We start from the raw sequence: 19,867 nt of genomic DNA, 5'->3' as shown, positions 1-19,867 counted from the left end.
TCCCACCGGCGCGTCATGGAACACGTTCTCCCAGATCTTGCGCGCGGGCAGCGCATCCCTGTTCTGGACCAGCGCCATGAAGGCCCCGTTGGCATAGGTTCAGCGCCACGGGCTTCACATTGCGCCCGAGGATGAAACGATGGAGCCACACCTGGCGGCAGCACCAGCGGCGTCTCGGCCGCGGCGTCGAATTCGACGCCGCGCGGGTGCCACGCGTATTGGCGCGTGTGAAATCGCCCTGTGTCGCTCATCGTAGTTGCCGGCTGCTCATGCGCTCATTGGTGTTGCATTCCAGGCCTGACCTTTGCGCTACGATTTCGACATCGCTCATGCATGCACCCTGAGCGCAATTTCAGGATGGCTACGATCACGATTCCCGGCAGTGTCCGCTTGCCTGGCCCTCGACGTCTTCACGATGCCGAGTTGATCGTTGGCCTCGATGACGTCCTCATGCTCGATGCACGGGCCATTCGCGTCGCCGAAACGAGAATCCGCTCGCTCGACGGCATGCGCGAGACGGTGTCCTTCACGCTGAGGTTCGACGAGACGAAGTTGAAGCACTCGACTTACGTCCTCTCGGCGGAGATCCATCAATTCGCGCATGACTGCCTGGCTCCCGGCGATTTCCTAACGACCGCGTCATATCCATGGAATCGCGATCGATCGCACGACGTCGAGATCACGGTGGCGCCGCTGTGAAAGCGAGATCGGGACCAGCCGCAGCCGCTACGTCATGCGCCAGCTTGGGCATGCCGCGAAGCACGGTCGTCGCGCGCGTCACGTCGAGCGCCGCGGCGAGCTGGCTGAAGAACCGCGACAGATCGTTAAGCTTCCGTGCGTCGTCGATGCTGACGGCGAGGCGTGAAGTCTCGCGATTGGCCACGCTCGAATACACCTTGGCGCGATTCCCGAGATAGCCGATCCCAGAGCGGAACCACGGCACACCCCGCGAGGGCATCTGCAGCAGTTGCTGGACCGCCTCGCTGTGCCGGTTCTGCCTTGCCAGGTACTCGACGCGTATCGCGCCGGCATCCGGCAACCACCCGAACCACTGCGAGAGATTGCGGGTCCACTCATCCATGCCGTCGAGCTCGCTGGCGCGCAGCAGGACATACGCGCCCAGCGCTGCGAGCAGCGGGCAACGGCGCTTGGCCATCATGTACTGCTCGGACTTCTCGATAATCGACCGCCCGATCGATCGCGCCGTCAACGATTGGCCGCTCTGGATGTAGTCGAAGAACGAGTTGAGGTCGCCATCGCCGAAGTCGAGCTTGAGGTCGATCGAATCGGGCTTCAGGTTTGCAGAGTCGGGATTCGGGTCGTTCGGATCGGGCTTCGGCACGATGATCGACCATTGCGCGATCGTCTTTCCTTGCTCGTCGACCGGAATCGCAAAGTACATCGCGTTGTCATGGCGCTGGACCTCGACCCAAACCGGCACGCCGTCGCTATAGTGGACTTCGAGATGCGTGCTCGCCGTGGGCTTCCAATCGACCTGCGCGGCAGCCGGCGGATCCATCGCGAGCGGTATCCAGTTGCCCACCATGACGGTGGTCGTGCGAGAGGCAAACAGGTCTGTGACCGGGCGCACGAAGTCGCTGACCTCTTCGCCGAACGTCCGGCTGTACTTGAGCGACGGCGGCAAGCTCAGTCCTTCGGCCGATATCGTCAGCTCGCGATGGCCACCGGGCTCCAGTCTCACGATGTCGTCGAACGACGCGACCTGTCCGTCGGGCAGCGTGGCGCTCACCAGGTAGTTTCCGGCCGGCACCGTTAGCGGGTCGTTGCATACGCCCTTGGCGCGCAGGACAAACTTCGACGCATCGCGGATTTCCACCGGCAACGCGTCGGCCCAGCGATTGTCAGAGGAGCCGGAAAACGGAAGGCGAACGGTCAGCGAAGCCAGCAGGTTATCGTTGGGATCGACCATGGCTCCTCCTCTTCATCCGTTCAGCAGCGGTTGAAGATTGTGCCGCCAGGGCCCCGCCACTTTCTGCGTGACCCACTTCGGCGGCGAGCGATACGGACTCACCCTCAACAGCCCAGCATCGACCTTCACTCGATAGATCCCCGCCGGTATCGTGACTTCGACCTTCTTCAGGGCGGCAGGTGTGCACGGCGGCGTCGGCGCGTCGTTGCCATCCAGTAGCCAAAGGTTGTACCCGTTGCCCAACGCGTCGGGCTGCACTTCGATCGACATGTCGACGCTGGGCGGGTCGGTCAGGTTCCGCAGCACCGGCGTTCCGACGATACCGTTGAGCGTGACCTGCGTCCCGAGGTTGAGCTTCGCGTAGTAGTAGTCGAGGTAGTTCTTCACGGTAAGCGACGTCACGGGCCACACCGTATTGCCTGCCCCATCGTCGATGGGGTCCTCGGCCGCGCGATCGAATGCGAGCGTCAGTGCTTCGGCAAAGTGGCTCGGCTGCCCTTCGCGTCCGAGCGCGATCGCGCCGCCGACGGTGCTGAACATCAGCGGCGCGGAACGATATTCGATGCTGCTCAACTCGGCTCCGAAGACTTCGGGAACCTGCACGCCGACGAATTTCTTCTGCGTTTCCGGACGCGTGAGACAGGCGTCCATGAAGTAGAACTGCGTCATCGCGATGTTGGGGCGCGTGTCGGACGGCGCCATGCCGTTCTTGATGTCGCCGACCTCGAAGCTCTTCGCGAGCGGAGGACCGTTGTCGGGCCTGAAGTCTTCGAGCAGTCCGACGCCGTCTTCGGGTCCGCGTTGCAATCCATGACCCGCGAAGTAGAAGACGGTAATGCTGTCCTTTTCCTTCTCCGCATCGGTGCGCCAATCGAGGGCCATGGCCTCAAGCGCCGCGCGGGTCGCAGGTGACGCTCCCGAAGCCCCGATCGCCGGCGTCTTCGTAAGCTCCTCGGCATGCGGCGAAAGAAGCAGGCGCAGCGTCTTCAGCGGCAGCCTGCACTTGTCGCGCAGCAGTAACTGCGAGATCGCAAACGCGCTCGAAGCCCCCGACGTCAGCGTCGTCAGGAACCATTGCGGCTCGACCGGCGTGTCGTTGAAGTCGCGCAGATTCTTGTAGTCGCTCACGCCCACGATGAGCGCATGAACGCCGGGCCCCGGGATGGAGTTGCGGTTATCGATGATCAGTGCCACGGCACCCTCTCATTCCGAAGCGGCGATCAGCTTCTTCACGCCCTCGATGTCGAGGTCGCTCAATGCCATGCGTTGACCCATGACCGCCCCGTTGGTGTTGACGCCTGCCTTCGGCGCGATGGTGTCGGTGCCATCGGTGCTGAAGGCATTCATCGGGTAGTGCATGATTGAGCCGAAGTCATAGGGCCCCAGGTTCACGCAGTCCTGGATGTGCATGTCGAAGTTGTGCTTGAAGTCGGGATCGACCTTAGCGAAGTTGATCGTTACGAAGCTCTCGCGATCCGAGCGGCTCTGCTCGTGCCACAGGCCGACCGTATGGCCGATCTCGTGGATGCAGTTCCCGGCTGTGCATTGCGGCCCGAGGATGATGTCCTGCCGGCCTCCGCGCCGGCCCACCGACGAGGCGCAGCCGCCGCCCGGACGGAACACGACGTAGTCGATGTGATTGTTGTTGTTCTGATCGCGAGCGACGAATTTCATCTCGGTCTTGTCTTTCCAATGGTCGATGGCGTCATTCACGCGCTGCGGATTAGGCAGGTTGGGATCGATCTCGAAGGGGATCGTATTGTTCTTCCACCGGAACTGGGCGCCGAGGATTCCGGCGGCAAAGGGCTGGATGCCCGCCTTGATCGCCAGCGGATTGTTCGCGATGAAATGCTTGACCGCCTGCATCTGCGCCACCGTTCCGAGGATCAGACAACCTTCGAGCACGGCCATCCCGTCGACGACGCTGTACGTGACCTCGAGCCACTTCTGCCCGAACGGCTTGATCCAGGTCGTATCGGTCGCCTTGCCAGTGAGAAATCCATTCTGGTCCATGAGAGTCTCCTTATTCGAAATATTCACGCCATGACATGCGTACCATTCCCGGCGGCGTTTCGGCCGCATCCGCGACCCTGACCGCAGGATCGTCCTCGAGGGTTGCGCTTGAGCGGTTGTCCCAGTCGAAATCGAAGACCGCCTCGTAGTACCGAGCGATCTCCTTGTCGCGGATGATCAGGCCCGCGTCGCGGTTGCGAAGAACGCCGTCGCCCGACCAGTTCGCGCTGCTCACCAGCACGATTTCCCCGTCGACGACAATTCCCTTGTTGTGGATGTTGGCCTGCGTGCGGAACACCGTTTCGTTGAAGCCGGCTTCGACCAGCTTCCGGATCTTGTCGGCGGCGCCGTTGCTGCCGACGATGATCCTCATCTTGATGTCGGATCGGTTGCTCATCTCGGCCAGGTCGGTGAGCATCTGCGTGAAATCGGCGTCCTTCGGCTTGTCGCTGTACGTGATGTACGCGTACTGCATTGAAATCGAGCGTCGCGCGCCTCTGAGCAACTGGCGGATGTGGCCGATGTAGTTGTCGGGCGTGAGCAGCGGCTGGATGGTCACGTCACGCGCGGTGCTCGGCAATGTCTGCGGCGCCACGGGTGTCGCGACGTCGGCCTCCACGTCGGAGAGCTCGTCGATCGGGACGAAGAGGTCGGGAAAGCGCGGCATCGTCGAGGCATCGAGCTCGGCGTCGCCGCCCGCGTCAGCTTCGGCCTTCGAGCCGTCCCGATCGTGCTTGATGTACTGCTCGTATACCTGTGCAAGCGGCGCGTCGTCGATGATGACGTGCCATTCGCGGTTTCCCTTGCTGTACATTCCCTTAGCCTGAGCCGGAACCCCGATCGGATCGATCTCCGGCTGGCTGCGGAGACTCCAGTTGCCGCTCGACAGCCAGAAAGATTTCGAATCGCGGACCGCGACCTTCTCGTGATAGGCGCTGGCGAAGCGGAATCCGCCGCCGCAATGGACGATCCATCCGTCCAGGTTATCCCCCAGCCGCGCGCGAAGCTTCTTTCGGATCGCCGTTTCGGGCGCGGTCATTCCGTCGTCCCACGTCAGCGTCACCTTGAGATCGTTGTCGCGAACGGTCTCGACGAAAGACTTTGCGATGTAGTCTACGTTGAAGTCGTACATTGCAACGGACAACGTGTGCTTCGTCGCCTCCAGGAACGGCTTGAGTACCGGCCAACCCGCGTCGGGACCGACATGGCAGAGCATCCGCTTCGATACGACAAACGTGCGGTCAATCGGATTGCCGGGGAGCGGCTGGTAGGTGAGTCCCGTCGCGGAGTCCTCGACCGCATCGGAAATTGGCTGGCCGCCCAGCCCTGCCCGGATCTGCCGCAACGGGTCGGCCTGCATCACGCACACACGATATGGCCCGATCTGGCGAGGGGCGCGTTCCTCGGGCAGCAGGTGCGTCGTCGGCTTCTTCTGCGCGACGAACACGATGATCGAAGGCTCCTTACGAATGGCGCCGTCGATGAGCGGGAAGCCCGGCTCTGCTTCGACGAAACCGGGGATGTTGGAGAACTCCACCATGTGGGCGTCGATGACGGTTTGAATGGCCCCCCTGGTGGCTGTATCAAGAATTCGCATGAGGATTCCCTCGCTGTCTGACTCAAAATCACGTCCGCTTCAGCGCAGCGATGACGCTATCCGCGGCTGATCCAGCTGTCGCTGCAAGATTGTCGTGGCTGCACTTGCCGCAGCGCAACCTCAGGAATCCGTGGGCCAGGATGCCGCATTCGAGGAAGGCGTCGAATTCGTCCTTGATGAAGCTCGGCAGCTCCGCCTTGGTGCGCTTCCGTGTGCGCGACAAATCTGGTCGCGTGCTGCTGCACCAGGCGGTACAGCGTGGTCCGGTGACGTTCGTAGTGAAGCGGGGCTCCGGCCGGCGCCCGCTGGGGCCGCCGGCCGATGGCTTGCACGATGGGCTCTCGAGGGGTGGGCCCGTGCGGAATCGCCTTGAGGGCTGCCCGCCGATCGAGCATTTGAGCTCCTTTGCGCATCGCTAACTGCGTGCCCAAGCATGCTAGGGAGCACCGCCGTGCCGGGCATCATTACTCTTGATGACGCTGCCTCCCGTTACATCAGGCGCGCTCAGGCGCCTCGCCGCGCCTCTGGGCGCTACAGCGCTTCGAACGCCACGGGCGGCGCCAACGCGTTCTTCGCGCTCGGCCGACCAAGGCTCGGGCCCATGACGATGGACGATTTCCTGGCAGCTATGCAGCGCCGTGCGCATAAAACATCGGGACCGCATGCACACCGCAGAGGCGGCAAAGGACGAGCAAGACGCCAAGTTAGCAGCCGGTGTTGCCGGGTCCTCGTGACCGCAATGCGGCGCGGTCGGTGCGCGCCAGCGGTAGGTCCGGCTTTTGGCCGGCTCGGGCCGAACAGCAGTCCAGACTCGTCGCCGAAAACCTGTGCTTCAGGGGCACGCCGCGGCCAGAATTTCGAGCTTTGCGCGACGGGCCGCTTATGGCCGGCAACGTCAGTTCCGCATTGTTGCCTGAACCTGACCTTGGCTACCATTGGCTCTTGCTGCGAGCGGCGGCTTCCCAACCGCTTGGCGAAGTGGCACTCCCGGCCAACGGGCATTCGCCGATGACCGATTTCAAGTAGGGCCGAGCCAAGCCTATCAAAGCAATCATGCTCGATTTCGACCTTATCAGCCGCGCTACAGACGACTACTGGTATGACCATGAGTTCTTGGAGGTGCGACACCAAATGGAGCGCTTCTCGCCCGACGAGTGGGCGGACCTTGAACGCATGTGCGTCGTGCTGCCGTCTGAGACGCAGGAGCGCATCGCTTACGTGCTGGGCGATATCGACTGCACCGCGACAGCGCGAATACTGTTTCGACTGTGCAAGTCTTCCGCACGCGATACCGTGCTCACGGCGAGCGAAGCGCTGCGCGGATTGAGCTATGAAGCCGTCCGCGCAGGCGCCCAGAGTTTGTGTCCGACCGCGCATGGATCATCGACGAATGAGTTGTTGGAATGGATCGTTACAGCGACCCTGCGCGGCGACGTCTGACTGCCCGCTTTTGAGCTGTTCACCACGCCCAGATCTTCGACTGCTTTGGGTCGGGACCGCAAATTCGGGTCGCATGGAAGCAGTCGGTGGCGCTGCGCCTTCCAGTTCGTCGAGACCCGACGACCGCAGCACCTCCTATAGCAGTCATTCGGGCCAGGACCGATTGCACGACCCTGCGACCGCTTGGTGACGGTCAGCGTGAGTACGCCGGTGTTCGGCCAGTGGCCGCAGCCGCTGCAAAGCTGTCAGCCACCCCGCTGCCTAATGATCGGCCGGCGGGCAGCTTGGCGGGTACCCGAGCCCGAGCAGTTCCATCTTCAGTGGAAGAAGTTTCACCTTGAGTGAGAACCGACATCGGCGACCGGCTCGGCTCTTGCTTGTCTAGGCACTTCGTCGGCGCGAGCATTGCGCCCGTCCCGAGGGCGTGACAGAGTGTCTCGCCCTCGGCAGTGCAGAGGCAGTGCAGAGAGGGTTTGCATGGATCGCAGCGATGCGCTGTTGCAGGACTGGCGCGAACGCGCGCTGGCAATCGAACGCGAAGTGAGCACGGCCGTGATGGGCCAGGCGCGCGTGATCCGCCTTGTCAACACCGCTGTTTTCGCACGCGGCCACGTGCTGCTGCAGGGCGATGTGGGCGTTGGCAAGACGACATTGCTGCGCGCCTTTGCGCGCGTGCTCGGCGGTGCCTATGCGCGCACCGAGGGCACCATCGACCTGATGCCCAACGACCTGATCTACTACACCTACATCAGCGCCGAGGGCCGGCCGGCGGTCGACCCCGGGCCGCTGATCGAGCATGGCGAAGACCTGGCGATCTTCTTCTTCAACGAGATCAACCGCGCCCGCCCGCAGGTGCATTCGCTGCTGCTGCGCGTGATGGCCGAGCGCAGCGTCTCGGCCTTCAACCGCGAGTGGCGCTTCCCGCACCTGCAGGTCTTCGCCGACCGCAATCGCGTCGAGCGCGAAGAGACCTTCGAGATCGCCTCTGCGGCGCGCGATCGCTTCATGATGGAGGTGACGATCGAGACGCCGGCGGACGAGGACCAGCGCCGCGCGCTGATGTTCGACCCGCGTTACCACGACACCGATGCGCTGGTCGCCTCGCTGGCCGGTGGCATGCTCGCTTACCGCGAGCTCAACGACATCGCCGCGCAGATCCAGCGCAGCGTGCAGACCTCCGAGCGGCTGCAGCAATATGCCCTCGAACTGTGGCGCGCGACTGCGGCACCGGCCGACTACGGCGTGAAGCTCTCGGGCCTCGACACCGCGCAGCTGATGCTGGCCGGTGCGAGCCCGCGCGGCATGAGCATGCTGCTGCGCGCGGCCCGCGTCACGGCGTGGCTCGAAGGCCGCGACTACGCGACGCCCGAGGACCTGCAAGCCGTGTTCGACGTGACCATCGCGCACCGCCTGTGCTTCCAGCCGGTCTACGAGATGCGCCGGCCCGAGATCGCCGCGCCCTTGATCGCCGGCATCCTCGGCAGTGTCGCCGCGCCTTGAGAGACTGAAGGCTGATCATGGCCGACCTGCAGATGCACGCCGCAGCGCCGATACGCGAGGTCCACTACCGCGTCGATGCGCCGGTGGCGGGCCACTTTCCCGGCCACCATCGCAGCAGGCGGGGCGACAGTGGCTTCGAGTTCCGCGGCCATGTGTCGCTGCTCGACGCGCCAGATCCACGCCGCCTCGATCTGCACGCCAGCCTGCGCGATCCATTCGGCGACTGGCGCGTGCGCATCTACAGCCAGCGCAAATCCATGCCGGTCACGGTGGTCGCCGACCTGTCGGCTTCGATGGGCTTCAGTGGACAGGTGCCCAAGCTGACCGTGCTGGCCGACTTGGTCGAGAGCCTCGCGTGGTCGGCCTGGCGCACCGGCGACAGTTTCGGTTTTGTCGGCTGCGACAGCGCGGTGCGCGCCGACCTGCTGCAGCCGCAGAGCCGCGCGCGCGGTGTCGGCGGCGAGGTCGCGCGCAAGCTGCGCCTGCTGCATCCCGAAGGGCGGGATGCGCACGGGCTGGGCCATGCGCCGGGTCACCTGAGCCGGCAGCGCACGCTGCTGTTCCTGGTTTCGGACTTCCATTTGCCGCTGGACGTGATTGCCGAGCTGCTCGACGCCCTGGTCCTGCACGAGGTCGTGCCGACCGTGCTGTGGGACCCGCTGGAATTCACCCTGAGCGCGAAGCGCGGCCTGGTGCAGGTGATGGACCCCGAGAGCGGCCACCAGCGCCTGGTCTGGTGGCGGCCGGCTTTGCGTGCGCGCTGGGAGGCCGCGCACGCGCAGCGCCGCGACGCGTTGTTGCAGCTGTTCCGCAGCCGGCGGCTCAGGCCGCTGTTCATCGAAGGTGGGTACGACGCCGAAGCCGTCACCCGCCACTTCCAGTCATGACGCAACGCGCCCCGACGCTGGCCGCCGCCTTGCTGATCCTGGCCCTGGTTGGCCGGGCGGGCGCCGCGCCGCAGACACTTGGCGCGAGCAGCAACGAACCGCGCGCCTTCGGCTACACGGTGGGCGACATGGTCACACGCCGCATCGCGCTGCAGGTGCCCAGCGGCTTGAGGCTGGACGAAGCCTCGCTGCCGCGCGCCGGCAGCCGGGGCAGGGCGCTGGAGCTGCAACGCGTTGCACTGCGCAAGTCGCTCACCGGCGTGCCCGAGGAACTGCAGCTCGACTACCAGGTCTTTCTCGCGCCGCGCGAGTTGCGCGTGCTCGAGATGCCGGCGCTCGTGCTGCGCTTCGATGGCTCGCCGCGGGAGCAACAGCTCCGCATCGATGCCTGGCCGCTGACCGTTGGGCCGCTCACGCCCGTCGATCCGTCGCCTCGCGAAGGGCTGGGTGAACTGCGGCCGGACCTGGCCCCGCCGATGCTCGATACGGCCGCGGTGCGCACGCGCCTGGCGGTAGAGGCCGTGGTGCTTGTGCTGCTGCTGGCCTACCTCGCGCAGGTCTACCTGGTCCTGCCCTGGTCGGCGCGGCGGCGGCGGCCTTTCGGGCGTGCGTGGACGGTGCTGCAGGCGCTGCCGGATGCACCTGACGCCGCGCAACGCCGCGCCGCCTACCAGCAACTGCACGCGGCCTTGAACGCGCTGGCCGGCGAGGTGCTGTTCGAACCCGGCCTGGCCCGCTTTGTCGCACGGCAACCGCGTTTTGCGCCGCTGCGAGACGAGCTTGCCGGCTTTTTCGCCCAGTCGCGCGCGGAGTTCTTCGGCAGCGGCCCGCAGGCTGGCGACATGCGCTGGCTGGTGGCGCTCTGCCGCCGCTGCCGCGACCTCGAGCGGGGGGCGGCATGAGCCCCGCCCGGCCGCCCGAAGGGGCTCGCACCGCAGTGCGCAGCACGAAGGTACACCTGTGAGCTTCGACCAACCGCTCTGGCTGGTGCTGCTGCCGCTCGCGCTGCTGCCGCTGTTCGCCCGGACGCGGGGGGCCTTGCCCAATGCCTGGGTCGCGCTGCTGCCGCGCGACCGCGGCTCGCAGCTGCTGCACGGGCTGCTGCGCGGCGCGGCGGTGCTGGCGCTCGCGGCCGTCGTCGTCGGCATCGCCGGCCCGTACCGGCCCGAATACGAGGTCGAGCGGGTCGGCCGCGGCGCCGAGATCGTGCTGGTGCTGGACCGCAGCCGCAGCATGGACCAGAGCTTCGGCGGCGGGCGCAAGCCATCGGTGAGCGGCACAGGGCCGGAGGCGCTCGACTACTACGCCAAGCTGCGCGCCAACGAGGCCCGCGAAACCAAGGGGGTGGTGGCGCGGCGCGTGCTTTCGGAGTTCGCGGCCAAGCGGCCGGACGACCGGTTCGGCATGATCGTGTTCAGCACCTTGCCCTTGCGCGTGCTCGAGTTCACGCAGAAGAGCGAGGTCATCCAGGCGGCGATCAATGCCGGCAACATCGGGCGGGGATTGTCCGAGACCAACATCGGGCTCGCGCTGGAGTCTGCGCTGGCCTCCTTTGGCGACCGGCCCTACACCGGCTCGCGCATCGTGATGCTGGTGTCCGACGGCGGCGACCGGCTGGATCCCGGCGCTCGGGACCGCATCGCGCAGCTCGCGCGCAAGACCCGGGCGGCCATCTACTGGATCTACATCCGCTCGGCGCGCAGCCCCGGGCTGCTGCCCGACCAGACCGAGCCGCCGGCCAATGCAGACGCGGTGCCCGAGTACTTTTTGCACCGTTACTTCCTGTCGCTGGGCACGCCTTACCGCCCCTACGAGGCCGGCACACCCGAGGCGCTGCAGCAGGCGATCGACGACGTGAACCGACTCGAGAACCTGCCCATCACCTACCAGGACACGATGCCGCGTCGCGACCTGTCGGGCTGGGGCTACGCCGCGGCGCTGGCCAGCGTGCTGTTGCTGCTGGGCGCCAACCTGCTGGAGCTCCGCCGATGGGCCTAGCGACTCGTCGTCGCACCCGCCAGGTGCTGGTGCTGCTGGCGCTGGCGGTCGTCGCAGCGCTGTTCGATGCGGCGATGTGGTGGCGCGCCGCGCAGACGAACGCGCTGATCGCGACCGGCCAGGCGGTCCCCGATGCGCCCGGCCAGCCGCCCGAACTGCGCTTTGCGCAAGCCTATGCGCAGTCCCAGTCGCAGGCGGCGAGCGGGGCTCGCGACGCAGCGCTGAACCGCTACCGTGCCCTGCAGCCTGACCCGCGTGTGGGCGCCGCGGCCCGTTACAACAGCGCGAACCTGCTGGTGCGCCAGGCGATCGAGGTGCGCGCGAGCACGCAGCCTGGCCAGGCGATTGCGCTGCTCGAACTCGCCAAAGAGTATTACCGCGACGTGCTGCGCGACGACCCGGCCCAGTGGGACGCGCGCTACAACCTCGAGCGTGCGCAGCGCCTGCTGCCCGACCCGGACGACGACGAACCCGGGCCGCTCGGCCAGGAGCGCAACCGCGAGCGTGCCGTGACGACGATGCGTGGCTATTCGCCGGGGTTGCCGTGAACATGACCGGCCTCTCGCGGCGGGCCGTGGCATCCTGGCGCGGGCACGCCGAGCGCTGGCTGCTGTCGGGCGCCGCCTGCGCGCTCGCAGCCTGCCTGCTGAACCCGGGCTGGGTGGTCGAGAGGGCGCGCTTCGAGCATGTCATCGTGCTCGACATCACGCAGAGCATGGACGTGCAGGACGAGTTGCTCGACGGCAAGCCGGTTTCGCGGCTGGCCTACGCGAAGCACGCGCTGCGTGCTGCGCTGCTGCGACTGCCCTGCGGATCCAAGGTCGGCTGGGGCGTGTTCACCGAGTACCGGTCCTTCCTGCTGTTCGAGCCGGTCGAGGTCTGCGCCAACCTGAGCGAACTGCGTGCCACGCTGGCGGGCATCGATGGCCGCATGGCCTGGAGCGGCAACAGCGAGATCGCGAAAGGCCTGCACAGCGGCATCGATGTCGCCAGGCAGCTGCCGGGTCACCCGGCGCTCGTGTTCGTCACCGATGGCCAGGAGGCGCCGCCGCTGAACCCGCGCCATCGGCCAAGCTTCGATGACAAGCCGGGCGAGGTTGCTGGCCTGATCGTCGGCGTCGGCGATCTGCGCCCGTCGCCGATTCCGAAGAGCGATCCCAGCGGGCGGCCACTGGGCTTCTGGCAGGCCGACGAAGTGGCGCAGGCCGATCTTTACGGCCGCGGACGCGGGAGCAGCCTGAGCGGCGAGACCATGACCGACGACGGCGACGCCGCCCCCGCGCCGGCGCTTGGCGCGACGCCCGGCAGCGAGCACCTGTCGGCGTTGCGCGAGCCCTATCTGCGCCTGCTCGGCAGCGAGCGCGGCCTGGCCTTCACGCGCCTGGCCTCGGCCGATGTGCTGGCGGCGGCGCTCACCGCGCCGGCACTGGCGAAGCCGACGCCGGTGCGGGCAGACGGCCGCGTGATCCTGGCCGTGCTTGCGCTCGTGTCGCTGTTGGCGCGCTACGCGAAACTGCCGCGGCGCCTGAGCCGGCTGGACCGGCATGCGGCGGTTCGCGGGGCTCTGCTGGGTGTCGCGCTTTCAGGCGCGGTCGCGACGCCGCCCGCAGCGGCCAACGACCGCCCGTTCCAGGTCGCGCGCACCGCGGTGCTCGAAGACGATGAGCAGGTGTGGTCGTTCGAGTCGTGGGCGCAGCGCCTGGGCAAGGTGCGTGGCCTGTCGGTCGAGCCGGAGTACACCTTCGAAGCCGGCACCTCGGTGCAGTTTGAGCTGACGCGCCTCGATGATCGCCGCGGCAGCGAAACCGGCCACGAGGCCGAGGTCGAGTTCAAGCAGCTGTTCAACGACATCGCGCGCGACGGCTGGGGCTGGGGCCTGAGCGCAACGCTGGCCGCAGAGCGTACCCACGACAGCGGCGGCACGCTGCCGTCCGTCGAGATCAAGCTGCCGCTGTCCATCGCGCTGGGCGACAGCGGCGGATTCCTGCACCTGAATGTGGGCATCGGCAAGGCCCGTGATGCACGCCGCAGCTGGAACGGCGCCGTCGGGATCGAACGTGAGCTGTTCAAGCGCACGCTGTTCTTCGCCGAACTGGCGCGTGAGAACGAGGCGACGTTCATGCAGGTCGGCGCACGCCACTGGTTGCGCCGCGACAGGCTGGCGATCGACTTCGGCCTGCAGCAGCAGCGTGCCGATGGCCTGCGCACCTCGGGCTTTGTCGTCGGACTGGGTTGGTACGACTTGTAGCGCGCCGCCGCTGTGCGCACGCCGTGCGGCGATGTAGCGTCTGCTGTTCGCGAAAGACCTCAGCCAGCCGCTTTCTTGCGAGCCGGCCGGCGCTTCGCAGCTGCAGGGCCTGGCGTCTGGCCCAGCTGGCGCTGGATCTCCGTCTGGCCCTGGTCGCAGAGAAATTCCTCGAAGGCCAGCGCCACATGCGGCAACTGGCGCGAGGCCAGGTGCATCACATACCAGTCGCGCACGATCGGGTTGTCGGCCACCGGCAGCAGCGCCAGCAGCCCGGCGTTGATCTCGAGCACGCAGGTGTGCATCGACAGGAATGCCGCGCCGAAGCCGGCCGCGCACATGCGCTTGATGGCCTCGTTGCTCGACAGCTCGGAGCCGATGCGCAAGGGCAGGCCCTGGTCCTTGAAGACGCGCTCGACCGTCGTGCGCGTGCCGGAACCGCGCTCGCGCACGAGGATGCGGGTCTCGGCGACGTCGGCCAGGGTCAGGTCGGGCATGGCCATCAGCGGGTCGGTGGGCGCGGCGAGGAATGCCATGGGATGGCGCGCGAATGTGCGCGAGTCGGTTTTCAGTTCGGCCGGCGGGCGGCCCATGATCGCCACGTCGATCTCCTGGCCGGCGAGCATGCGCACGATCTCGTCGCGGTTGCCCACCTGCAGCTTGACCTTGACCTTGGGACGGTCGTTGATGAAGGACACCAGCAGCGGCGGCAGCAGGTACTCGGCCGTCGTCACGGTGCCCACACGCAGCGTGCCCGAGAACACGCCGCGCAGCGTGGCCATCTCCTCGCCGGCCTCGCGCCACAGGTCGACGATGCGGCTCGCGTAACCGGCCAGCAGTTCGCCCGCTTCGGTCAGGCGCACGCCGCGGCCGTTGCGCTGCAGCAGCGGCGTGCCGGCCGAGGCTTCGAGCGCGGCGATCTGGATCGACACCGCCGGCTGCGTCAAGTGCATTTCGTCTGCCGCGAGCGAGACGCTGCCCAGCCTCGCGACGGTGTGGAACGCGGTCAGCTGGCGAAACGTGGCGTTGCGGGTGAGTGGCATGGTGACATATTAGCTTTTCGAGATGTCAGAGCGAATAGTTTTAATTATTCCAAATCGTTGATCCTGCCTACATTGCACCCATCAGCTTTCACCGACACACCCAACAGCAGGGGAATCCAGATGGGCAACATGAAAGACGCAGTGCAGATCACCGACGCGAAGAAGCGTTATTCGGCGGGCGTGCTCAAGTACGCGCAGATGGGCTACTGGGACGGTGACTACGAACCGAAGCAGACCGACATCCTGGCGCTGTTCCGCATCACGCCACAGGACGGGGTGGACCCGATCGAGGCGGCGGCCGCGGTGGCCGGCGAGTCGAGCACCGCAACCTGGACCGTGGTCTGGACCGACCGGCTCACCGCGTGCGACATGTACCGCGCCAAGGCCTACCGCGTCGACCCGGTGCCGGGCATTCCGGGCCAGTTCTTCTGCTACGTCGCTTACGACTTGTCGCTGTTCGAGGAGGGCTCGATCACCAACGTCGCGGCCTCCGTCATCGGCAACGTCTTCAGCTTCAAGCCCTTGAAGGCGGCCCGGCTCGAGGACATGAAGTTTCCGGTGGCCTACGTGAAGACCTTCGCCGGCCCGCCGACCGGCATCGTGGTCGAGCGTGAGCGGCTCGACAAGTTCGGCCGTCCGCTGCTGGGTGCCACCACCAAGCCCAAGCTCGGCCTGTCCGGCCGCAACTACGGCCGCGTCGTGTACGAGGGCCTGAAAGGCGGGCTCGACTTCATGAAGGACGACGAGAACATCAACTCGCAACCCTTCATGCACTGGCGCGACCGTTTTCTGTTCGTGATGGACGCCGTCAACAAGGCCAGCGCCGCGACCGGCGAGGTCAAGGGCAGCTACCTGAACGTGACCGCGGGCACGATGGAAGAGATGTACCGTCGCGCCCAGTTCGCAAAAGACCTGGGCTCGGTGATCGTGATGGTCGACCTGGTGGTGGGCTACACCGGCATCCAGTCGCTGAGTCACTGGTGCCGGCAGAACGACATGATCCTGCACCTGCACCGCGCCGGCCACGGCACCTATACGCGGCAGAAGAACCATGGCGTGAGCTTCCGCGTGATCGCGAAGTGGATGCGGCTGGTGGGCGTGGATCACATCCATGCCGGCACGGCGGTGGGCAAGCTCGAAGGTGACCCGATGACGGTGCAGGGCTACTACAACGTCTGCCGCGACACGCACACCAGCGTCGACCTGCCGCGCGGCGTGTACTTCGACCAGGACTGGGGCGCGATCAAGAAGGTGATGCCGGTCGCCTCGGGTGGCATCCACGCCGGCCAGATGCACCAGCTGCTGGACCTGTTCGGCGATGACGTGGTGCTGCAGTTTGGCGGCGGCACCATCGGGCATCCGCAGGGCATTCAGGCGGGTGCGACAGCCAATCGCGTCGCGCTCGAGGCGATGGTGCTGGCGCGCAACGAAGGTCGCAACATCCTGGAAGAGGGCCCGCAGATCCTGCGCGACGCGGCCAAGTGGTGCTCCCCGCTGGCGGCCGCCCTCGACACCTGGGGCGACATCACCTTCAACTACACCTCGACCGACACCTCGGACTTCGTGCCGACCGCCTCGGTGGCCTGACGAATCGACGAAAGAGAGCACGAGCATGCGAATCACCCAAGGCACTTTCTCGTTCCTGCCCGACCTGAGCGACGAGCAGATCACCAAACAGGTCGACCACTGTCTCGCCAAGGGCTGGGCCATCGGTCTTGAGTACACCGACGACCCGCACCCGCGCAACACCTTCTGGGAGATGTTCGGCAACCCGATGTTCGACATCCAGGACGCCGCCGGCGTGATGCTCGAGTTGCGCAACTGCCGCAACACTTTTCCGAGCCACTACATCCGACTGAGCGCGTTCGACTCGACGCACGGCACCGAATCGGTGGTGGTGTCCTTCATCGTGAACCGGCCCAAGGAAGAACCCGGCTTCCGCCTGATCCGGACCGAGGAGCCTGGCCGCACGATCCGCTACAGCATCGAGAGCTACGCGGTGCAGCGCGCCCCCGAAGGTGCCCGCTACTGAGCGCCGCCGCCATGGACACCGCATTTGCCGTCGGCGGGCCGAGCGCCGGGCCGCCCCAAGCCGGCCCGCGTCCCCCGGTGGGGCAGGCCGACGTGCGCGTCGGACCAGGGGCACCGGCTGCGATGCTCGAAAGCTCGGGCGCGCGTGCCGTGCTCGACCAGCTGGATGCGGAACTCGTCGGCCTGGCGCCGGTGAAGGGCCGCATCCGCGACATCGCCGCGCTGCTGCTGATCGACAAGCTCCGTGCCGAACAGGGCCTGCAGGCCACCAAGCCGTCGCTGCACATGTGCTTCACCGGCAACCCCGGCACCGGCAAGACAACGGTCGCGATGCGCATGGCCGAGGTGTTGAAGCAGCTCGGCTACGTGCGCAAAGGCCACCTGGTGGCGGTGACGCGCGATGACCTGGTCGGCCAGTTCATCGGCCACACGGCGCCCAAGACCAAGGAAGTGCTGAAGAAGGCCATGGGCGGCGTGCTGTTCATCGACGAGGCCTACTACCTCTACCGCCCCGAGAACGAGCGCGACTACGGGCAGGAGGCGATCGAGATCCTGCTGCAGGTGATGGAGAACCAGCGTGACGACCTGGTCGTGATCCTGGCCGGCTACAAGAACCGCATGGACACCTTCTTCGGCAGCAACCCGGGCATGGCCTCGCGCATTGCGCACCACATCGACTTCCCCGACTACAGCCAGGCCGAGCTGATGCAGATCACGCAGCTGATGCTGACCCAGCTCAACTACCACTTCGACGCCTCGGCCGAGCCGGCGTTTGCGCGCTACGTGGCCTTGCGCAGGCAGCAGCCGCATTTCGCGAATGCACGCTCGATCCGCAATGCGCTGGACCGCATCCGGCTGCGCCACGCGACCCGGCTGTTCGGCTCGACCGAGGCCTTGTCGCGCGAGCAGCTCGCCACCCTGCAGGCCGAGGACATCCTCGCGAGCCGTGTCTTCGATGCCAGTGCGGCGACCTCGCCGGAGGAGCGGGCATGACCGTCGAAGCGCTGATCTTTGACGTCGACGGGACGCTGGCCGACACCGAGGAGGCGCACCGCCTTGCCTTCAACCTCGCCTTCGAACGCCACCGGCTGGGCTGGACCTGGACGCGCGCCGAATACCGTCGCCTGCTGTCGGTGACGGGCGGGAAGGAGCGCATCACCTCGTACATCCAGTCCCTGCCGGTGAGCACCGCCTTGCGCCAGCACCTGATGGCGCGAGTACCCGAGATCCACGCCGACAAGACCGAGTTCTACAGCGCCGCCGTGCGCCAGGGCGGCGTGCCCTTGCGGGACGGCGTGGCCAGGCTGCTCGAAGAGGCGCTGGCGGCGGGCTGCAGGCTCGCGATCGCCACCACCACCACCGCGGTGAACGTCGACGCACTGCTGCAGTCCGCGTTTGGTACGCGCGGGCTGGAAATGTTTGCCGTGATCGCCTGCGGCGACCAGGTGCCTGCGAAGAAACCGGCGCCCGATATCTACCGTCTCGTGCTTGCGACGCTCGGCATGGGTGCCGACCGCGCCGTCGCCTTCGAGGATTCGCCGAACGGCCTGCGCGCTGCCGTCGGTGCCGGCCTGTGGACGGTGGTGACGCCGACCTTCTGGACAGCAGGCGGGGACTTTTCCGCTGCCGGCCTGGTGCTGCCGCATCTGGGCGATCTGCAGCACCCGCTGCCGGCCGAACCGGGCACGGCGCTGGGAACGCACGCCTGGCTGAGCCTGGGCGAATTGCAGCAGCTGGCGTGCCCGCCGCGAATGCCGAATGCCGTCGATTTGCTTTACGAAGGAAGGTTTGCATGAACCAGACGATCCGCATCGCGCCCAGCCTGTTGTCGGCCGACTTCGCGCGTCTCGGCGCCGAGGTCACGGCTGTCATCGAAGCCGGCGCCGACCTGATCCATTTCGACGTGATGGACAACCACTACGTGCCGAATCTGACGATGGGTCCGATGGTGTGTCAGGCGATCAAGCCGTATTGCCGGCGCGGCGACCAGCCCGTACCGATCGACGTGCACCTGATGGTCAAGCCGGTCGACGCGCTGATCCCCTTGTTTGCGCAGGCGGGTGCATCCATCATCTCGTTCCACCCCGAGGCCAGCGAGCATGTGGACCGCACGCTGCAGCTGATCCGGTCACTCGGGGTGAAGGCCGGGCTGGTGCTGAACCCGGCGACACCGCTGCACTGGCTGGGCCATACGCTGGAGCAGCTCGATCTGGTGCTGCTGATGTCCGTCAACCCCGGCTTTGGCGGCCAGACCTTCATTGACCACGTGCTGCCGAAGATCGAAGCGGTGCGCCGCCGCATCGAGGCGACCGGGCGCGACATCTGGCTCGAGGTCGATGGCGGCGTGAACGCCGCCAACGTGCGGCGGGTCACCGAAGCTGGTGCCGACACCCTGGTGGCCGGCTCGGCCGTGTTCGGTGCCGGTGACTACCACCGCGCGATCGCAGCGCTGCGCGACGGCGCCGGGGCGGCACGGCGATGAAGCGCTTCGACGCGATCGCCTTCGATCTCGACGGCACCTTGGTCGACAGCGCCGGCGGCATCGCCCACGCGCTCAACGCGGCACTGGCCGACCAGGGCTTGCCCAGTTTCCCGCTGGACACCGTTCGTGCGTGGATCGGCGACGGACCGGACGCCTTGATCGCGCGTGCGCTGGCCACCGATGCGCTCGCGCCCCACGACAGCTACGAGCTCGCGGCCCGGTTGCGGCGCGGCTTCGACGCCGCCACCTTGCGTGCGCCGATGGCGGGCAGCGTGGTCTTCGACGGGATTCTCGCGGTGATCGGCGAATTGGCCGCGCAGCGTCCGCTGGTCGTCATCACCAACAAGCCGACGCCACTGGCCCGCGCCGTGCTCCACGAGGCAGGCCTGCTTGCGACCTTCGCTGCGGTGCATGGCGCCGACACGCCTTCGCAGCGCAAGCCGTCGCCGCTGCTGCTGCAGCAGGCCGCGCGCCGGCTCGGCGTGGCGGCGCAGCGCTTGCTGATGGTGGGTGACGCGGCGGTCGACATCGCCGCTGCGCTGGCCGCCGGCAGTGCCGCAGCATGGGCTGGCTGGGGCTACGGCCACGCACCGACGCAGCTGCCCGCCGATCTGTGGCGGCTCGCAACACCGCAAGACTTGCTGCACCGGCTGGCGATGCCCGTCGGTGCCGACACATCACATTGAAACAAGGAGACAGCG

Annotated in this window: 19 protein-coding genes; 14 read left to right on the top strand and 5 right to left on the bottom strand. The window is 66.6% G+C overall.

Features of this window, described 5'->3' with window-relative positions; all coding sequences use genetic code 11:
* Positions 1-357: 357 nt before the first annotated feature.
* Complete coding sequence (locus tag LRH25_RS20235; RefSeq protein WP_170200736.1) at positions 358-699, top strand: YbaY family lipoprotein; 342 nt, start codon at positions 358-360, stop codon at positions 697-699.
* Here the strand turns inward: LRH25_RS20235 and LRH25_RS20230 are convergent.
* Genes LRH25_RS20230 through LRH25_RS20215 form a run of 4 tightly spaced genes read right to left on the bottom strand, consistent with a single transcriptional unit; the run spans position 680 to position 5,540 of the window.
* On the bottom strand, positions 680-1,930 hold the full coding sequence (locus tag LRH25_RS20230; protein WP_141285310.1) for a hypothetical protein: 1,251 nt from the start codon (positions 1,928-1,930) through the stop codon (positions 680-682). The two genes, LRH25_RS20235 and LRH25_RS20230, sit on opposite strands and share 20 nt — an antisense overlap.
* A 12-nt stretch (positions 1,931-1,942) precedes the next feature.
* Entirely contained in the window at positions 1,943-3,124 is a 1,182-nt protein-coding gene (locus LRH25_RS20225) for a caspase family protein (RefSeq protein WP_141285312.1), read from the bottom strand.
* Positions 3,125-3,133: 9 nt separating this feature from the next.
* Positions 3,134-3,943, bottom strand: coding sequence for a M12 family metallopeptidase (locus tag LRH25_RS20220; protein ID WP_170200737.1), 810 nt, complete (start codon positions 3,941-3,943; stop codon positions 3,134-3,136).
* A gap of 10 nt (positions 3,944-3,953) precedes the next feature.
* Complete coding sequence (locus tag LRH25_RS20215; protein WP_141285316.1) at positions 3,954-5,540, bottom strand: phospholipase D-like domain-containing protein; 1,587 nt, start codon at positions 5,538-5,540, stop codon at positions 3,954-3,956.
* Positions 5,541-6,593: 1,053 nt separating this feature from the next.
* Between LRH25_RS20215 and LRH25_RS20210 the strand changes: the two genes are divergently transcribed.
* The 7 genes from LRH25_RS20210 (at position 6,594) to LRH25_RS20180 (ending at position 13,613) form a co-directional block, all read left to right on the top strand.
* Positions 6,594-6,980 (top strand): hypothetical protein, encoded by a 387-nt coding sequence (locus LRH25_RS20210; RefSeq protein WP_141285318.1) that lies wholly within the window; start codon positions 6,594-6,596, stop codon positions 6,978-6,980.
* Between the two features lie 477 nt (positions 6,981-7,457).
* Positions 7,458-8,480 (top strand): AAA family ATPase, encoded by a 1,023-nt coding sequence (locus LRH25_RS20205; protein WP_141285320.1) that lies wholly within the window; start codon positions 7,458-7,460, stop codon positions 8,478-8,480.
* 17 nt (positions 8,481-8,497) lie between these two features.
* Positions 8,498-9,367 (top strand): DUF58 domain-containing protein, encoded by an 870-nt coding sequence (locus tag LRH25_RS20200; protein WP_231012069.1) that lies wholly within the window; start codon positions 8,498-8,500, stop codon positions 9,365-9,367.
* Positions 9,364-10,269 carry a hypothetical protein gene (locus LRH25_RS20195; protein WP_231012068.1) on the top strand — a complete coding sequence of 302 codons (906 nt, stop codon included), beginning with the start codon at positions 9,364-9,366 and terminating at the stop codon, positions 10,267-10,269. Before LRH25_RS20200 ends, LRH25_RS20195 begins: the two co-directional genes overlap by 4 nt.
* A gap of 58 nt (positions 10,270-10,327) precedes the next feature.
* Entirely contained in the window at positions 10,328-11,365 is a 1,038-nt protein-coding gene (locus LRH25_RS20190; protein ID WP_231012067.1) for a vWA domain-containing protein, read from the top strand.
* Positions 11,356-11,913, top strand: coding sequence for a hypothetical protein (locus LRH25_RS20185; RefSeq protein ID WP_231012066.1), 558 nt, complete (start codon positions 11,356-11,358; stop codon positions 11,911-11,913). Before LRH25_RS20190 ends, LRH25_RS20185 begins: the two co-directional genes overlap by 10 nt.
* A gap of 2 nt (positions 11,914-11,915) precedes the next feature.
* A complete protein-coding gene (locus LRH25_RS20180) occupies positions 11,916-13,613 on the top strand; it encodes a vWA domain-containing protein (RefSeq protein WP_231012065.1) in 1,698 nt (565 codons plus the stop codon).
* A 59-nt stretch (positions 13,614-13,672) separates the two neighbouring features.
* Here LRH25_RS20180 and LRH25_RS20175 read toward each other — a convergent pair whose 3' ends face one another.
* A complete protein-coding gene (locus LRH25_RS20175; protein ID WP_141290152.1) occupies positions 13,673-14,653 on the bottom strand; it encodes a LysR family transcriptional regulator in 981 nt (326 codons plus the stop codon).
* A gap of 120 nt (positions 14,654-14,773) precedes the next feature.
* On the opposite strand from LRH25_RS20175, the gene LRH25_RS20170 reads away from it, so the two are divergent.
* The 6 genes from LRH25_RS20170 (at position 14,774) to LRH25_RS20145 (ending at position 19,852) form a co-directional block, all read left to right on the top strand.
* Complete coding sequence (locus LRH25_RS20170) at positions 14,774-16,240, top strand: form I ribulose bisphosphate carboxylase large subunit (RefSeq protein ID WP_141290151.1); 1,467 nt, start codon at positions 14,774-14,776, stop codon at positions 16,238-16,240.
* A 25-nt stretch (positions 16,241-16,265) separates the two neighbouring features.
* Positions 16,266-16,685 carry a ribulose bisphosphate carboxylase small subunit gene (locus LRH25_RS20165; RefSeq protein ID WP_141290150.1) on the top strand — a complete coding sequence of 140 codons (420 nt, stop codon included), beginning with the start codon at positions 16,266-16,268 and terminating at the stop codon, positions 16,683-16,685.
* A 122-nt stretch (positions 16,686-16,807) separates the two neighbouring features.
* Positions 16,808-17,677 carry a CbbX protein gene (gene cbbX, locus LRH25_RS20160; protein WP_231012133.1) on the top strand — a complete coding sequence of 290 codons (870 nt, stop codon included), beginning with the start codon at positions 16,808-16,810 and terminating at the stop codon, positions 17,675-17,677.
* A complete protein-coding gene (locus LRH25_RS20155; protein WP_141291155.1) occupies positions 17,674-18,480 on the top strand; it encodes an HAD-IA family hydrolase in 807 nt (268 codons plus the stop codon). The genes cbbX and LRH25_RS20155 overlap by 4 nt, the downstream gene beginning before the upstream one ends.
* Positions 18,477-19,166, top strand: coding sequence for a ribulose-phosphate 3-epimerase (gene rpe / locus LRH25_RS20150; protein WP_141291158.1), 690 nt, complete (start codon positions 18,477-18,479; stop codon positions 19,164-19,166). Before LRH25_RS20155 ends, rpe begins: the two co-directional genes overlap by 4 nt.
* Positions 19,163-19,852: an HAD-IA family hydrolase gene (locus tag LRH25_RS20145; RefSeq protein ID WP_231012062.1), complete on the top strand. Its 690-nt coding sequence runs from the start codon at positions 19,163-19,165 to the stop codon at positions 19,850-19,852. Before rpe ends, LRH25_RS20145 begins: the two co-directional genes overlap by 4 nt.
* Positions 19,853-19,867 lie beyond the last annotated feature (15 nt).

This window comes from Ideonella azotifigens (genome assembly GCF_021043325.1).
Classification (GTDB): Bacteria; Pseudomonadota; Gammaproteobacteria; order Burkholderiales; family Burkholderiaceae_C; genus Ideonella; species Ideonella azotifigens.
This window is presented reverse-complemented; position numbering and strand designations above follow the sequence as displayed.

Excerpts from the sequence above, each read along its gene's own strand:
- LRH25_RS20235 (WP_170200736.1), top strand. The coding sequence starts at position 358 with ATGGCTACGATCACGATTCCCGGCAGTGTCCGCTTGCCTGGCCCTCGA.
- LRH25_RS20230 (WP_141285310.1), bottom strand. The coding sequence starts at position 1,930 with ATGGTCGATCCCAACGATAACCTGCTGGCTTCGCTGACCGTTCGCCTT.
- LRH25_RS20220 (WP_170200737.1), bottom strand. The coding sequence starts at position 3,943 with ATGGACCAGAATGGATTTCTCACTGGCAAGGCGACCGATACGACCTGG.
- LRH25_RS20215 (WP_141285316.1), bottom strand. The coding sequence starts at position 5,540 with ATGCGAATTCTTGATACAGCCACCAGGGGGGCCATTCAAACCGTCATC.
- LRH25_RS20210 (WP_141285318.1), top strand. The coding sequence starts at position 6,594 with ATGCTCGATTTCGACCTTATCAGCCGCGCTACAGACGACTACTGGTAT.
- LRH25_RS20205 (WP_141285320.1), top strand. The coding sequence starts at position 7,458 with ATGGATCGCAGCGATGCGCTGTTGCAGGACTGGCGCGAACGCGCGCTG.
- LRH25_RS20200 (WP_231012069.1), top strand. The coding sequence starts at position 8,498 with ATGGCCGACCTGCAGATGCACGCCGCAGCGCCGATACGCGAGGTCCAC.
- LRH25_RS20195 (WP_231012068.1), top strand. The coding sequence starts at position 9,364 with ATGACGCAACGCGCCCCGACGCTGGCCGCCGCCTTGCTGATCCTGGCC.
- LRH25_RS20185 (WP_231012066.1), top strand. The coding sequence starts at position 11,356 with ATGGGCCTAGCGACTCGTCGTCGCACCCGCCAGGTGCTGGTGCTGCTG.
- LRH25_RS20180 (WP_231012065.1), top strand. The coding sequence starts at position 11,916 with ATGACCGGCCTCTCGCGGCGGGCCGTGGCATCCTGGCGCGGGCACGCC.
- LRH25_RS20175 (WP_141290152.1), bottom strand. The coding sequence starts at position 14,653 with ATGCCACTCACCCGCAACGCCACGTTTCGCCAGCTGACCGCGTTCCAC.
- LRH25_RS20170 (WP_141290151.1), top strand. The coding sequence starts at position 14,774 with ATGGGCAACATGAAAGACGCAGTGCAGATCACCGACGCGAAGAAGCGT.
- LRH25_RS20165 (WP_141290150.1), top strand. The coding sequence starts at position 16,266 with ATGCGAATCACCCAAGGCACTTTCTCGTTCCTGCCCGACCTGAGCGAC.
- cbbX (WP_231012133.1), top strand. The coding sequence starts at position 16,808 with ATGCTCGAAAGCTCGGGCGCGCGTGCCGTGCTCGACCAGCTGGATGCG.
- LRH25_RS20155 (WP_141291155.1), top strand. The coding sequence starts at position 17,674 with ATGACCGTCGAAGCGCTGATCTTTGACGTCGACGGGACGCTGGCCGAC.
- rpe (WP_141291158.1), top strand. The coding sequence starts at position 18,477 with ATGAACCAGACGATCCGCATCGCGCCCAGCCTGTTGTCGGCCGACTTC.
- LRH25_RS20145 (WP_231012062.1), top strand. The coding sequence starts at position 19,163 with ATGAAGCGCTTCGACGCGATCGCCTTCGATCTCGACGGCACCTTGGTC.